Origin of the sequence: Polyangium mundeleinium (genome assembly GCF_028369105.1) — a bacterium.
In the GTDB taxonomy this organism is placed as follows: Bacteria; Myxococcota_A; Polyangia; order Polyangiales; family Polyangiaceae; genus Polyangium; species Polyangium mundeleinium.
Window position 1 is genome coordinate 8,677,458 of record NZ_JAQNDO010000001.1, and the last position, 13,296, is coordinate 8,690,753.

Annotated in this window: 11 protein-coding genes; 5 read left to right on the forward strand and 6 right to left on the reverse strand. The window is 68.9% G+C overall.

Annotated features, from left to right (window positions below):
• The first annotated feature begins 1 nt into the window (after nucleotide 1).
• The gene (locus POL67_RS34345) at nucleotides 2-865 is read left to right on the forward strand and encodes a DUF6891 domain-containing protein (protein ID WP_271924840.1); all 864 of its coding nucleotides are present in this window, start codon (nucleotides 2-4) and stop codon (nucleotides 863-865) included.
• Nucleotides 866-869: 4 nt separating this feature from the next.
• Here POL67_RS34345 and POL67_RS34350 read toward each other — a convergent pair whose 3' ends face one another.
• On the reverse strand, nucleotides 870-1,868 hold the full coding sequence (locus tag POL67_RS34350) for a Kelch repeat-containing protein (protein ID WP_271924841.1): 999 nt from the start codon (nucleotides 1,866-1,868) through the stop codon (nucleotides 870-872).
• A gap of 386 nt (nucleotides 1,869-2,254) precedes the next feature.
• Between POL67_RS34350 and POL67_RS34355 the strand changes: the two genes are divergently transcribed.
• Both POL67_RS34355 and POL67_RS34360 read left to right on the forward strand, forming a co-directional pair.
• Nucleotides 2,255-3,079 carry an SDR family NAD(P)-dependent oxidoreductase gene (locus POL67_RS34355; RefSeq protein WP_271924842.1) on the forward strand — a complete coding sequence of 275 codons (825 nt, stop codon included), beginning with the start codon at nucleotides 2,255-2,257 and terminating at the stop codon, nucleotides 3,077-3,079.
• Between the two features lie 306 nt (nucleotides 3,080-3,385).
• Nucleotides 3,386-5,425 carry an AgmX/PglI C-terminal domain-containing protein gene (locus tag POL67_RS34360; protein WP_271924843.1) on the forward strand — a complete coding sequence of 680 codons (2,040 nt, stop codon included), beginning with the start codon at nucleotides 3,386-3,388 and terminating at the stop codon, nucleotides 5,423-5,425.
• A gap of 485 nt (nucleotides 5,426-5,910) precedes the next feature.
• Here the strand turns inward: POL67_RS34360 and POL67_RS34365 are convergent, their stop codons facing one another.
• Nucleotides 5,911-6,804, reverse strand: coding sequence for an aldo/keto reductase family oxidoreductase (locus POL67_RS34365; RefSeq protein ID WP_271924844.1), 894 nt, complete (start codon nucleotides 6,802-6,804; stop codon nucleotides 5,911-5,913).
• Nucleotides 6,805-6,910: 106 nt separating this feature from the next.
• Here POL67_RS34365 and POL67_RS34370 point away from each other — a divergent pair, with 106 nt between their 5' ends.
• Nucleotides 6,911-7,810, forward strand: coding sequence for a LysR family transcriptional regulator (locus POL67_RS34370; RefSeq protein ID WP_271924845.1), 900 nt, complete (start codon nucleotides 6,911-6,913; stop codon nucleotides 7,808-7,810).
• Nucleotides 7,811-7,937: 127 nt separating this feature from the next.
• Here the strand turns inward: POL67_RS34370 and POL67_RS34375 are convergent, their stop codons facing one another.
• A complete protein-coding gene (locus POL67_RS34375) occupies nucleotides 7,938-8,324 on the reverse strand; it encodes a VOC family protein (RefSeq protein WP_271924846.1) in 387 nt (128 codons plus the stop codon).
• Between the two features lie 48 nt (nucleotides 8,325-8,372).
• Nucleotides 8,373-10,022: an MFS transporter gene (locus tag POL67_RS34380; RefSeq protein WP_271924847.1), complete on the reverse strand. Its 1,650-nt coding sequence runs from the start codon at nucleotides 10,020-10,022 to the stop codon at nucleotides 8,373-8,375.
• A 167-nt stretch (nucleotides 10,023-10,189) separates the two neighbouring features.
• Between POL67_RS34380 and POL67_RS34385 the strand changes: the two genes are divergently transcribed.
• Nucleotides 10,190-10,549, forward strand: a complete 360-nt coding sequence (locus tag POL67_RS34385) for a GFA family protein (RefSeq protein WP_271924848.1) — start codon at nucleotides 10,190-10,192, stop codon at nucleotides 10,547-10,549.
• 199 nt (nucleotides 10,550-10,748) lie between these two features.
• Here the strand turns inward: POL67_RS34385 and POL67_RS34390 are convergent, their stop codons facing one another.
• Both POL67_RS34390 and POL67_RS34395 read right to left on the reverse strand, forming a co-directional pair.
• Nucleotides 10,749-12,104, reverse strand: a complete 1,356-nt coding sequence (locus POL67_RS34390) for an MFS transporter (protein ID WP_271924849.1) — start codon at nucleotides 12,102-12,104, stop codon at nucleotides 10,749-10,751.
• Entirely contained in the window at nucleotides 12,101-13,276 is a 1,176-nt protein-coding gene (locus tag POL67_RS34395; RefSeq protein ID WP_271924850.1) for an alpha/beta fold hydrolase, read from the reverse strand. Before POL67_RS34395 ends, POL67_RS34390 begins: the two co-directional genes overlap by 4 nt.
• Nucleotides 13,277-13,296: the final 20 nt, after the last annotated feature.

Genomic DNA, 13,296 nt, shown 5'->3' on the forward strand with positions numbered 1-13,296 from the left:
CATGTCGGATGACGCTGGCTGGATCTTCGACCACGTGAAAACGCTCGTGCGCGCGGGGGCGTCGAAGAAGGAGCTCTTCGATTCGGTGAAGGCGATGTGCGCCGATCCGAAGTACGACGAGGTCGCCCCGAAGGTGCGGGGCTACGCGGCGAAGGTATGGAACCAGGCCGAGGCCGAGGAGCGCGGGTGGAAGGACGTGAGCACGAACGACCGCATCGACGCGGCCTTCGAGGACCTCACGAAGCGCGGGCTCTTCTCCGCGCAGAACTTCACTTGCTGTAGCTCCTGCGGACACAGCGAGGCCTGGGGAGCGATGTCCGAGAGCCGCGCGCGCGGATACGTGTTTTACCACCAGCAAGACACCGAGCGCGGCGTCGTGGGCGGCGGGCTCATGCTCGCTTATGGAGCGCACGAGGAAGGGCCCGCCGCGGTCGAGGCCGTGGGCCGCGAGATCTGCGACGCGCTCGATCGGTTCGGTGTCCCCTGGACGTGGAACGGGAGCTCCGACACGCGGATCGAGGTCGAGCCGTTCGAATGGCGAAAGCGGCGCGCCTCGGCGCGGCCCCCGATTCCACTCGGCACGCGCGGAACCGTCCTTCCCCGCCCCGAACGTGGCCCCGCCGAGGCCGAGGATCCGGGCGGCGAGACCACCGAGCCCCCGCCCGTTCCCGCCGAACCTCCGCCCGCCGTCGCGCTGCGCCACGAGGACGGCCGCGAATGGTCGGCCTGGACCGAATTCAACGCCCTCCGCATCCGCATCAAGGACAGCGACGGCGACATCGTCGAGCGCAAGCGCGCCTGCCGCGACCCCCGCGCGGAGCTCGACGGGATCGTCGCCGAGCTCCGCGCCGACGGTTTTTCCTGAACGATCATTCCGCCGGCTTGGGGAGGTGAATCTCGCAGCTCGCCCACGCCTCCGGCGGCGCCCATCCGCCCGTGAAGAGGACCGAGCCGTCGTCGAGCAGCGCCGCCGCCATCGCAGCGCGCGGGCTGCCCAGCGCGGGCGCGAGGAGCCACGTGTTCGCTTCGGGATCGTAGATCTCGACCGAGGCGAGCGTGCTGCCGTTGTCATTCTCGCCGCCGGCCACGAGCACGCGGCCGTCGGGCAGCCCGAGCGCCACGTCCCCGAAGCGCGTCTCGAGCATCGGCGCCGCGCTCGTCCACGCATTCGTGGCCGGGCTCCACCGCTCGGCCGTCGCCACCGCGTGAATGCCGACGATCCCGCCCGCGACGAGGACGCCGCCGTCCGCGAGCAGCGCCGCGACGTGCCCGCCGCGCCGCGCCCGCAAGGGGCCCGTTTGTCGCCATCGATCGAGGCCGGCTTCGTAGATCTCGGCCGTCGCGAGCCGCGCCGAACCACCGACGCCCGCGGCGACGAGGACGTTTCCGTCTGGGAGCGCGGTGGCCGTGAATTCGGAGCGCGGCGCGGACATCGGCGCGGCGGGATGGAACACGCCGGTCTTTGGGTCGAACACGTCGACGAGCGCGAGCATCCGCGCGCCGTCGTGGCCCCCGGCGACGAGCACACGGCCGTCCGCGAGCAGGGCCGCGGCGTGGTCGATCCGCGGCGCCCGCATCGAGCCGACACGCTTCCACGCATTCGATGCCGGATCAAAGACCTCCGCGCTGTCGAGCGGTGCGCCCGGCGCGTGCTCGCCGCCGGCGACGAGCACGCGGCCATCGGCCAGACGGATCGCAATGTGATGCGCCCGCGCCTCCGACAAGGTTCCAACGGGAACGAATTGCGCTGCGACGGGATCGTACACCTCGGCGGTGGCGAGGTACGAATCCCCGTCGAGGCCGCCGACGACGAGGACGCGGCCGTCGGGGAGCGTGGTGGCCGTATGCGCGCGCCGCGGCACCGTCATCGACGCTACGCTCCACAAGCGCCCCGCGTTATCGCGTGGGGAGCGAATACGAGGCCGAAGCAGGCGTGCAGGCACGGGCAATCGGGGGGGCTGGAGTCCGACGGAACCGGAGGCGGCATCCGCAGGCAGAGCAGGATGGAGGAATACGAATCCGAGGGCGAAGATCAGGGAGCGAGCGTGTGGGTGTCGCATTTCTCTCGCCCCGCACGCCCTGGCAAGAGCCGCGCCCGTTCGCGGCAGCGCACACCGCGAGAAAGGAAGGCGCACGAGAACGGGGAGAGCGGTGATACGTGGAGGTCGCGAACTGTGCCTCTGGCTTGACCAAAGGCCGCGCAAGAGCGCATCGTCTTTTTTGGCGTACGAGTAAAGAGGAGGAGAGCGACGACATGCCGGCACGGGGAATGAAGGTGCTCGTCACGGGCTCGACGGACGGTATCGGGCGGGCCACGGCGAAGCTGCTCCTCGAGCGGGGCAACGAGGTGATTCTCCACGGGCGATCCTCCGAGAAGGTGCGCGAGCTGGCGCACGAATTCGAGCTCGTCACGGGCACCCGCCCGCGCCACGTCGTCGCGGATCTGAGCTCGCTCGCTTCGGTTGTGTCGATGGTCCGCGCGCTCGCCGCGGAGCTGCCCGCGCTCGACGTCATCATAAACAACGCGGGCGTGGGGCCGGGCAAGAAGGGCGACGCGCGGGAGGAGACCGAAGACGGGTACGAGAAACGTTTCGCCGTGAACTACCTCGGGCCGGTCGCGCTCACCGAGCTCTGGCTCTCGCTTTGCCAGCGCCCGCCGAAGGCCATCCTCAACGTGACCATCTCGGGGCAGGAGACGCTCGATTTCGAGGATCTCATGAGCACGCGAGGGTACGAGGGGCTGCGCGCCTATCGAAGGAGCAAGCTCGCGCTCATCCTGTGGACCTTCGATCTCGCGCAAAAATACCCCGACCTCGCGATCAACGCGGTGCACCCCGGGGCGATGCTGGACACGAAGATCGTGCGCGAGACGTTCGGCCAGTCCTGGGGCAAGCCGGAGGATGGGGCCCGCGCGATCCGGGTCGTCCTCGAGCGCACGCTCGACGAGCAGCTCACCGGCGAATACTTCGACGTCGAACGGCCCGCGCGCGCCAACGCGCAGGCCTACGACGACCGCGCCCGCGGCGCCCTCCGCCGCGCCACCGAGCCCCTGCTCGCGCACGTCCTCGCGGCGCGCTGACCCCCGATCCAAGCCAGCCCATTTTCGTCCCCCCGGCCGCGGGCGGGAGCGACATCCGTCCGCGCGGGGCCGCCTTCGGGACGCCCCTGCCGATCGATCGTGCGCGTTCGGGAACCTTGGGTCCGAACGGCTGTCGTTCGAAGCGAGCAGGGAGGAAGCGCCGGTCGGATGTGGGGCTCGGGCCCCGTTCATCGGCTCCCTCACGAAGAAAATAGGCTCCGAGCACGAAAAGAAAACCCCCCGAGCCTCTCGCGGGGGCATTTGCCCGCCTCGGCGGGACGGCACGGCAGGAAAGGCTGGCTCACCATGGAAGGCAAGCAAAAGGTCGCGCTCACGTTCGCGCTGTACCAGAATGACGCGCTCGTCCGTCGAGAGACGGTGACGCAAGACATCGTCAAGGTCGGAAAGGATCCGAAGAGCCACTTGCGGGTGGACGACGAACTCGCCTCGCGTATGCACGCGGTCATCGAGGTCGCGTCGCCCGAGGACATCACCCTGATCGATCTCGGCAATGAGCCGGGGACGCTCGTCAATGGCGCGCGCGTCAACAAGGTGAAGGTCAAGGCGGGGGATCAGCTCCAGATCGGCGGCACGAAGATCCTGCTGGAAAAGGCCGAGCCCGTGGCCGTCGCCGCCGGCGCGGCGAAGCCCGGGGCAAACCCGTTCGCGTCGCCCTCGGCGAACCCGTTCAGCGCCTCCGCGGCCCCCGCGGCGTTTGGCGGGGCGAACCCGTTTGGCGCGGCGCCCGCGGCGAGCCCGTTCGGCGGCGGCGATCCGTTTGGCATGCAGAACCCGTTCGCGCAGCCGAAGCCGCCCGCGCACGACGAGGTCCCGCACGACGCGCCCGAGGGTTCGTACACGTACCAGCTCGTCAAGAGCGGCCCGGACGTCCCGTCGGACGAGGTCGAGTCGCCGTCCGCGTCGGTCGAGGTGATGGTGCTTTGGGATCAAACGGTCCTGAATGTCGCGCACCTGACGCCGCCGCGCTCGTATTACGTGGGCGAGGAGGAGACGAAGAACTTCAAGTGTGATTACTTCGTCCCGCAGGAAAAACTCGGCACGACGCGCGCGCCCGTGGTGCTCGCGGATCGCGGCGGGGCGGTCTCGGTGGTGCTCCTGCCGCGGGCGAAGGGCACGATCGAAATCGCCGGTCAGCCGAAGATGACGGTGCAGCAGGCGATCGACAGCGGAAAGACGCAGCCGTGCGCGGAGCTCTCGGGCGCATTCCAGATGACGCTGCCGCCCGGTTCGAAGGCGCGGATCGAGGTGGACGGGCTGATTTTCCAGGTGTCGACGGTGAACGCGGGCCGCGTGGTCGCGGGCCACGTGCAATTCGATACGCAGAATTACCTCTATCACGGCCTGTCGACGGCCGTGCACGTGGGCCTGCTCGCCGCGATGGCGTTTTTCATGCCGCCGATGGGCGCGACCGACGAGGACGGGGTCTCGGACGATCAAAAGTTCATGATCCAGCAGTTCCTCAATGCCGCTGCGGAGAAGGAGCAGGAAGAGAAGCCGACCGAGATGACGGCGGAAAACAGCGCCGACAACAAGGAAGGCGGCACGGGCACGAAGGCGAAGGGCGAAGAGGGTTCCATGGGGAACCCGACCACGAAGGCGTCGGGCAACCGATATGGCGTGCAGGGCCCGCAGGACAACACCGATCCGCACATCGCGCGGCAAGCAGCGCTGCGCGACGCGGCCGAGTTCGGCATGATCGGCCTGCTCAATGCGGGCGCCGGCGGCGATCCGAATGCGCCGACGGCTCCGTGGGGCCGCGACGATTCGCTCGGCAATGACGCGCTCTCGGCGCGCGGCAACATGTGGGGCGACAACATCGGCGACTCGTTCGGCGCGGGCGGCCTCGGTTTGTCCGGTATCGGCGAGGGCGGCGGCGGCCGCGGCGAGGGCATCGGCCTCGGCTCGATTGGCACGATCGGGCACGGCGCGGGCACGGGCACGGGCCAGGGCTTCGGCTCGGGTCACGGCAAGCTCTCCGGCTCGCACCGCACGAAGCCCCCGCAGGTGCGCATGGGCGCCACGAGCGTGAGCGGCCGGCTCCCGCCCGAGGTCATCCAGCGCATCGTGCGCCAGAACTTCGGCCGGTTCCGCCTTTGCTACGAGAATGGCCTGCGGAACAACCCGAACCTCCAGGGCCGTGTCGGGGTGCGTTTCGTCATCGGTCGTGACGGCGCGGTGTCGAACGTAGGCAATGGCGGATCGGACATGCCGGACGGCGGCGTGGTGTCGTGCGTGGTCCGCGCCTTCTATGGTCTGTCCTTCCCGCAGCCGGAAGGCGGCATCGTGACGGTCGTGTATCCGATCATGTTCAGCCCCGGCGGCTGATTGCGGCCCGGACGGGGGGCGAGGGTGACAGCGTAGAGCTCGCCTTCGCCCCCACGACCGGAGCACGCCACCCGGAGGAGGGTCGGACTGTCTCCGGAGACGGTTCGACCCTTCCCGAAGAGGGTCGTGACTGTCTCCAGAGACAGTTCGAACGGTCCCGAAGAGGGTCGCGAGGGGCGCGGGGGCGTCGTGAAGGTGCCTCGGCGAGGGGTGGATCAGGCCCGGGGGTCAGGTCGACGCCCGTCGTGAGGCGGTTCGAGGTGCGAAGGAGACAGGCGAAACCGGGGTGGAGCCGGGTCGAGAGGCGCTCGAAGGTGGCTTTCGGGTCACGTGGAGGCGCGTCGACCTGCCCGCGGAGATGGGTCGATCTCGCCGGGAGATGAGTTCGTGTGACCGGAAACACGGTCGGGACCCTGGCGCGGACGGTTCGATGTGTCTGCCGGCGCAGGCGTGACCCGGTCGGAGGCTGTCGCGACCCTCAGCGGCTAGGCGCCTGCCCCTCGAGGGTCCGCGTGCTTGGAGAGCCCGTCGAGCTCGGCCAGATCCTCGGGGCTTAAGGCGATGGAGGCGCTCGCGAGGTTCTCCCTCAGATGCCCGATGGACGACGTGCCGGGAATGAGCAGCACGTTGGGCGACCGCCGCAAGAGCCACGCGAGCGCTACTTGCATCGGCGTCGCCCCGACACGTGCGGCCACGGCGCTCAGCGTGCTCGATTGCAGCGGCGCAAACCCGCCGAGCGGGAAGAAGGGCACGTACGCCACGCCGAGCGCGGCGAGCTCGTCGATCACGGCGTCGTCGTGGCGGTGCGCCAGATTGTAGTAATTCTGCACGCACACGATCTCGGTGAGCTTGCGTCCCTCCGCGATCTGCGCGGCCGTGACGTTGCTCAAGCCGATGTGCCGGACGAGCCCGCGTCGCTGGAGCTCGGCGAGGGCCGTGAGCGGCGCTTCGATGGAGCCTTCCGCGGGGCCCGCGGCGCTGAACATCGCGCGAAGGTTCACGACGTCGAGCACGTCCAGGCCGAGGTGACGGAGGTTGTCGTGAACCGCGCGCTCGATGTCGGCGGCGGAGGACGCGGGCTCCCACGACCCCGTCGGGCCGCGCACGGCGCCGACCTTCGTGGCGATGACGAGGCCGTCGCGATACGGATGCAGCGCCTCGCGGATGATCTCGTTCGTGACGTGGGGGCCGTAGATGTCGCTGGTGTCGACGTGGTCGACGCCCAGAGCGATGGCCTCGCGCAGCACGGCGACGGCGGCCTTCCGATCCTTGGGGGGACCGAAGGCGTTGGGGCCGGCGAGCTGCATGGCGCCGTAACCGAGGCGACGAACGGTGTGAGAGCCGAGGCGGTAGGTGTCTGCGATGGGGAGGTCTTTCATGTCGTGCTCCTTGGGAAGCGTGGAGTCGCCGCAGGATGTACGCAGTGATTCGCTGCACGACAATCCGTCGCAATCTGCACGGCCTGTGCGATGATCTGCACAGCCGATGGATGAACTCGCAGACCTCACCGCCTTCCTGACGGTCGCCCGTGAGGGTGGCTTTCGCAGCGCCGCCCGTGCGGCGGGCACGAGCGCGTCCCGCATGGGCGACGCGGTTCGTCGACTGGAAGCCCGGCTCGGGGTTCGGCTGCTCCATCGCACCACCCGCAGCGTCACACCCACCGACGCAGGAGCGCGCCTGCTCGAGCGGATCGCCCCGGCGCTCGGCGAAGTGCGCGCGGCTCTCGACGTGGTCAACGACTTCCGCGATCGCCCCGCAGGTCGTCTGAGGCTCAACGTGCCGACCGTCGCTGCGCGGCTCGTCCTTCCTCGCATCGTGCCGCCCTTCCTCGCGAAGTACCCCGACATCTGTCTCGAGGTGAGCGCAGAGGAGCGCCTCGTCGACGTGGTCGCCGAAGGCTTCGACGCCGGCATCCGCTACGAAGACTGGCTCGAGAAGGACATGGTGGCGGTGCCCATCGGCCCGCGCGTCCAGCGTTACGCCGCAGCCGCGTCGCCCGCGTACCTTTCCCGCCGTGGTACTCCCACACACCCACGTGAGCTGCTCGAACACGATTGCGTGCGGTGGCGCTTCACGAACGGCCCGCTGCATCCGTGGGAGTTCGAACGGGATGGTGAGACCATCAAAGTCGACCCCAAAGGCACGCTGATCGTCCTTTTCGGCGGCGGTACGGAGTTCGCTGTGGAGGCCGCCGTGGCCGGGAGCGGGATCATCTATCTGTTCGAGGATTGGCTACGTCCCTTCTTCGACCGAGGAGAGCTTTTCCCCGTGCTCGAGCCGTGGTGGCTGAGCTTCCCCGGGCCTTTTCTCTACTACCCCGGTCGTCGGCACCTCCCGACGCCGCTGCGGGCCTTCGTGGACTTCGTCAAGTCGACGCAGCCGTGAGTTCGTCGACGTGATGCGGGAAGGCCCACTCCGGCATGGACACGACCCCCCGGCGGCTGATCGCGGCCCCGGTGGGGGGCGAGGGCGGAGGCGCTTCGCTCGTCTTCGGTCCCCGACGGGAGCAGGTTCACCCCATCGGCGTGCACAACTCGACGAGGAACCCGTCGAGATCCCGCACGTAAGCGACGGTCTGCCCCCACGGCTTCGTCACGGGCGCGCTCACCCCCTGCGCGCCCGCGGCGACGGCGGTCTCGAAGGCCGCGGGGACGTCGGGCGTGGTGAACGCGACCTCGACCGCGGGCGCGGGCTCGCTCGGTCGGCTCGCGCGGAACGAAAAGCCGTGGGATCCGGCGAGGGATTCCGTGACGAACGCGAGCGCGGTCGCGCCGGTCTCCATCTCCGCATATTGGTTGGATTCGTGGACGAACCGCCGCGCGAGCCCAAAGGCCCGCTCGTAAAACGCAACGGCCCGCTCGACGTCCTGCACGTAGAGAATGACGTATCCGAGCTTCATGGCGGCGGCTTGTATCACGGGGCCGGCGCGGGATTCAAGGGCGGTTTGTCACGGTTCTTCCTGGTGCGCGCGATCCGCGATTTCGAGGCCGCGCGCGCGGGCCGCGGCCGCCGAACGCGCGTCGACGAGGTGCACGACGCCGGCGTCCTCGGCGAGGGCGCGCATGCGTTCGAGGAGCGCCTTGTCGGCCGCGACGGCGCGGCGATGCTGGCGAAGATGCTCGGCCCACGAGGCGACGAGGAACGTCTCGACGAGCCGGTCCTTGCCGCCGAGGTCTTCATAAAGCGCCCAATCGATGGCCCCGTCGCGGCGCCGGAGGGATTCGAGATCCGCGGCGAGCGAGAGGAATTCGGCGCGTCGCTCCGGCCGGACGACATACCGGCGCTCGACGAGCACAGGGCCGGCGTCGATGTCGATCGGGACTTCGATCACGGGCTCGGGCCACGCGTTGAAGCTCGCGACGTCGTCCTTCCGCGCAGCGCCGAGCTTCCAGCGGAGGGCCGAGAGCAGGCCGAGGAGCACGCACGCAGCGGCCGCCGAGAGCGTCGCGGCGCTGCCGATGCGCCCGGCGAGTGTGCCCCATCCAAAGCTGCCGAGCCCGAGTCCGCCCTGGAACACAAGGAGGTAAAGGCCGAGCGCGCGCGATTGCACCCAGCCCGGCGCCGCCGAGCTCGCGGCGACGTTGAAGCTCGACATGATGCTGATCCACGCGACGCCCGTGGCGAGCATGGCCGCATAAAGCACGGCCTCGATCCGGACGTGCGCGAGAAGGCTCATCGCGCCGGCATAGACGACCGTGGCGATGGCGACGAGGCCATCGGAGCCGAGCTTCTGGCGCGCGCGAGGCATGACGGCGGCGCCGGCGAGCGCGCCCGCGCCAATACAACCGAGCAGGATGCCGAACCGGAGCGGGGTCATGTGGAGCTCGCGCCGCGCGACGACGGGGAGCAGCGCCCACAATGCGCTGCCCGCCACGATGAAGGCCGCCGCGCGAAAGAGGACGGCCCGGAGCGCAGGGGCCCGGCGCGCAAAACGAAGGCCCGCCACGATCGCGCCCACGACACGCTCGGGCGGCAGGGTCGCCTTCGTGATGGGCGGTTTCCAGCGGAGCACCTGAAGGACGACGACGAAAAACGCGAGCGCGTTGAACGTATACACAGGTCCGCTGCCCGCGAGGGCGAGACCAATGCCGCCGATGGCGGGGCCGAGCGCCCGCGCGACGTTGACGGCGACGCCGCTCAAGGTGACGGCCGAAGCGAGCTCGGCCTTGTCGACGAGCGACGGGAGAATGGCCTGCCAGAGCGGCGCCGAGAGCGCGGAGCCAAGGCCGAGGGCAAACGTGAGCGCGAGGAGGCTCGTCGGGCCGAGGAGCCCCGCAAAAGAGAGCGCCGCGAGCAGGGCCGAGACCAGCACCATCCACGCGGCGAACGACGCGAGGAGCTTCCGGCGATCGAAGATGTCGCCGAACGCCGCCGCGGGCAAACCGATCAGAAAGACGGGCAAGCTCGAAGCCGTCTGGAGCAGCGCCACGTACACGGGCGCCGTCCCGAACGACGTCATGTCCCAGCTCCCCGCCGCATTCTGGATCCAGAGCCCGACATTCGAGGCGAGTGCGCCGAACCACAAGGATCGAAACACTTCGCGGCGTAGCGGCGCCCACGCGTCGGGCGCCACGGGTTCGCTTGTCCCTGCCATCATCGCGTTTTTTCTCTCTCGACGCGGGGCGCGTCGAGCGAGGGCCGAGCCTAGCACGCCGCGGCGTTTCCGTGTGTTCGGTCGGACGATGCACTTCCTCGTGGACCCGGGGCGCGCGCTCGGACAAACTGCGGCGCGCGTCAGGACGACGCACGAGGGAGGTCGAACACATGACCGAGGCGAAGACGTACACGGGCGGGTGTCACTGTGGGAAGGTTCGTTACGAGGTGAAGGCCGGCATCCAGGACGTGGTGTCGTGCAATTGCTCCATTTGCATGAAGACAGGCTCGTTCCTGGCCTTCGTGCCGGCCGCGGCGGTCACGGTCCTCTCGGGCGGGGACGTCGTCACGGATTATCAGTTCGGCAAGAAACACATCCACCACCAGTTCTGCCCGTCCTGCGGGGTGCGCTCGTTCGCCCGCGGCGCGATGCCCGACGGCACCGAGATGTACGCGATCAACGTGCGCACGATCGACGACGTGGACCTCGGCGCGTTCAAGGTGAAGGAGTTCGACGGGAAGAGCCTCTGACGAGGCGCGAACGCCCGTACCGCCGACCACGCGCTGCAAGAGGCTCACGAAGAGCTCCTTTTCCGCCGCGCTGAAGCCGGCCATCACTTTCTGCTCCAACGGATCAGTGCCGCCTTCGCCTTCGGCCGTCGAAGGCGGCATTCCCTCCACGGTCTTCGAGCTCGACGAGCACGCTCTCGCAGGGCGGCTTTCGGCTTGATCAGGCCGTGCGAGGCGCTCGGAGTGCGAAGGACGACAGGCAGGTGACGAGGCCAAAGCCCGCGATCGCGAGCCACGCGGGAGCATACTGAGAGGCCAGGGTCGCCGTCCCGGTGAGCGCCACGAAGAGCGCGACGCCGACGGCCCCGCCGAGCTGCCGCGCCGTGTTGAGGATGGCCGTCCCCGTCGCGTATTCGGACGCCGGGAGCGATGCCGTGCCTCCCGCGAGGAAGCCCGTCTGCGCGATCCCCGCGGCCGCACCAAACAGAATCGACGCGGGCAGGAAGTGCGTCGGCCATGCCGGTGCCTCGTCGAGCATTGCATACCACCAGAACGACGCGAGGACGAAGAGGCATCCCCCCAGGATCGTCGCATACCTCGGCGACACGTTTCGCCGGCCCGCGACGAGCGCGGTGACGGCCGCCGTCGCGGGTCCCCACGCGAATCCCGCGCCGGCGATAAGCGTGTCCCAGCGCCAGACCGAGGTGAGGAACAACGTGCCTCCCAGGAGCATCATCGCAAAGCCGATGTAAAAGCAGCCCATGCCAATCGTGGCGACCGCGAACGTCGGGATGCGAAAGAGCCGCAAATCGAGCGCGGGGGACGAGGACGTCCGGCAGCGCCACACAAACCAGGCGAGCAGGACGACGCCGACGAAGGTCGTCACGACGAAGCTCGGGCTCGCGACGCCCCACTCCGGGGCGTAGGAAATAGCGGCGACGATCGCGCCGATGCCGAGCGCGAGCAAGGATGAACCCCAAAGATCCGGCGTATCCCCTCCGCCATAGTCGGCGTCGACGAGCCCTTTGCTCCGCCACGTCGCCACGGCAACGAACGGCACGTTGATCAGGAAAATCAGGCGCCAATCGAGGTGGACGAGCGCCCCCCCGACGACCGGGCCGAGCGCAGCCGCGACCGCGCCGGTGGCCGCCCACACGCCGACCATTTGCGTATGTTTGTCGCGCGGATAGGCCGCGAGGACGAGGCCGAGGCTCGTGGGAACCATCATCGCCGCGCCGACGCCCTTGATGGCGCGCGCCATCACCAGCATCGCGACGCTCGGGGCGAGCGCGCAAGCCGCACTCGCAATGCCGAACACGACGAGGCCGAGGCGAAAGACACGCTTGCGCCCGTACCGATCCGCGAGTCGACCCGACGGGATCATCATGGCTGCAAAGAGGATCGAGTACGCGGAGAGGACCCAGGAGAGCGCCTGGTTCGTCGTGTCGGGGAAGCTCTCCTTGATCGACGAGAAGGCAATGTTGACGACGAAGAGATCGAGGGACGAAAGGACGCTCGCGGTCCCGACGACGAGCAACGTCTCGATGGGTCGAGGTTTCGAGGAGGAGGTCGTCACGGTGTGTCTCCTTCGAGCTCGGCAAGGAACGCGCCCATCCTTGGGGCCCATAACTCGGGGTGCGCTTGCGTGAAGTGGCCGAACGACGCGCTCGAGCCAGGCTGGATGACGTATTTCCCGCGGGGAACGCGCCGCATGCTCGATTCGAGGATGTCGAGCGTGACGGGATTGAACTCGTCGTCGGCGAAGTTGAGCGCGAAGACGCGGGTGCGAATGCGCTCCAGCGCCGGGCTCGGGTCGTAGTCGCGCGACGCTTCGAGCGCGTACAGAATGTCGTTCGCGTCCATACGAGCGGCCTGCGCGGACGCATCGCGGACGAACGCGTCGGCGGCGTCGCGGTCGGGCACGGTTTCGTGGAGGTGGGGGACGCCGTCGAGCATCATGCGGAAGACGGGGAATGCCTCGGTCCACCCGCGCGGCGGGCTCGTGTAATTGCCGTCGGCCCACGTGGGGTCCTTTCGGATGTGCAGGGCCACGAAGCGTCGCCAGATCAGGTTGCGTCCCGAGATGCGCGCCGGAAGGGCGACGATCGGGACGATCGCGTCCATGAAATCGGGGTAACGCACGGCCCACTGCCACGCGTTCATCCCGCCCATGGAGAGCCCCACGATGGCGTGAAGATGGTCGAGGCCGAGCGCCTCGGTGACGGTGCGGTGCTGCAAGCCGACGATGTCCTCGTATCCGTACGAGGGGAATCGCGCGCGCATCCCATCACTCGGCTTGCTCGATCGTCCGTGCCCGAGCGCGTCGATGAAGACGAGGTAATGACGCGCGAGATCGAGCGGTTTGCCCGGCGCATACAGCGCGTCCGCGAAGGCGCGCCCCTGCAGGACATCGCTGCTCGAGCCCGTCCAGTGGAGCATCAAGACGGCGTTGACGATGCGCCCGCGGTCGTCGCGGCGAGGCGTGCCGGCCGTCGCGTAATGGATGCGGACCTCGTCGAGCACGCGGCCGTCGGCGAAACGCACGTCGTGGAACACGGCCGTGCCGTCGCTCGCCGCGATCACGCCCGCCGAGGTGAAAGGAGCGGCCGTCGTCGGCTGCGGCCTCGCCGGTGTCCGGGCCGGCGTTTCGGGAGGCGGAGAGGCCACGCACCCGGCGCCAGCGAGGCCCAGCGTGACCATCACCCATGTCGATACGTGCATATACACTCTTTTGGAACGACGATTCATCGAGGTCCTCCTTGGGGGAA

Excerpts from the sequence above, each read along its gene's own strand:
- POL67_RS34385 (WP_271924848.1), top strand. The coding sequence starts at position 10,190 with ATGACCGAGGCGAAGACGTACACGGGCGGGTGTCACTGTGGGAAGGTT.
- POL67_RS34355 (WP_271924842.1), top strand. The coding sequence starts at position 2,255 with ATGCCGGCACGGGGAATGAAGGTGCTCGTCACGGGCTCGACGGACGGT.
- POL67_RS34365 (WP_271924844.1), bottom strand. The coding sequence starts at position 6,804 with ATGAAAGACCTCCCCATCGCAGACACCTACCGCCTCGGCTCTCACACC.
- POL67_RS34345 (WP_271924840.1), top strand. The coding sequence starts at position 2 with ATGTCGGATGACGCTGGCTGGATCTTCGACCACGTGAAAACGCTCGTG.
- POL67_RS34395 (WP_271924850.1), bottom strand. The coding sequence starts at position 13,276 with ATGAATCGTCGTTCCAAAAGAGTGTATATGCACGTATCGACATGGGTG.
- POL67_RS34380 (WP_271924847.1), bottom strand. The coding sequence starts at position 10,022 with ATGATGGCAGGGACAAGCGAACCCGTGGCGCCCGACGCGTGGGCGCCG.
- POL67_RS34375 (WP_271924846.1), bottom strand. The coding sequence starts at position 8,324 with ATGAAGCTCGGATACGTCATTCTCTACGTGCAGGACGTCGAGCGGGCC.
- POL67_RS34350 (WP_271924841.1), bottom strand. The coding sequence starts at position 1,868 with ATGACGGTGCCGCGGCGCGCGCATACGGCCACCACGCTCCCCGACGGC.
- POL67_RS34360 (WP_271924843.1), top strand. The coding sequence starts at position 3,386 with ATGGAAGGCAAGCAAAAGGTCGCGCTCACGTTCGCGCTGTACCAGAAT.
- POL67_RS34370 (WP_271924845.1), top strand. The coding sequence starts at position 6,911 with ATGGATGAACTCGCAGACCTCACCGCCTTCCTGACGGTCGCCCGTGAG.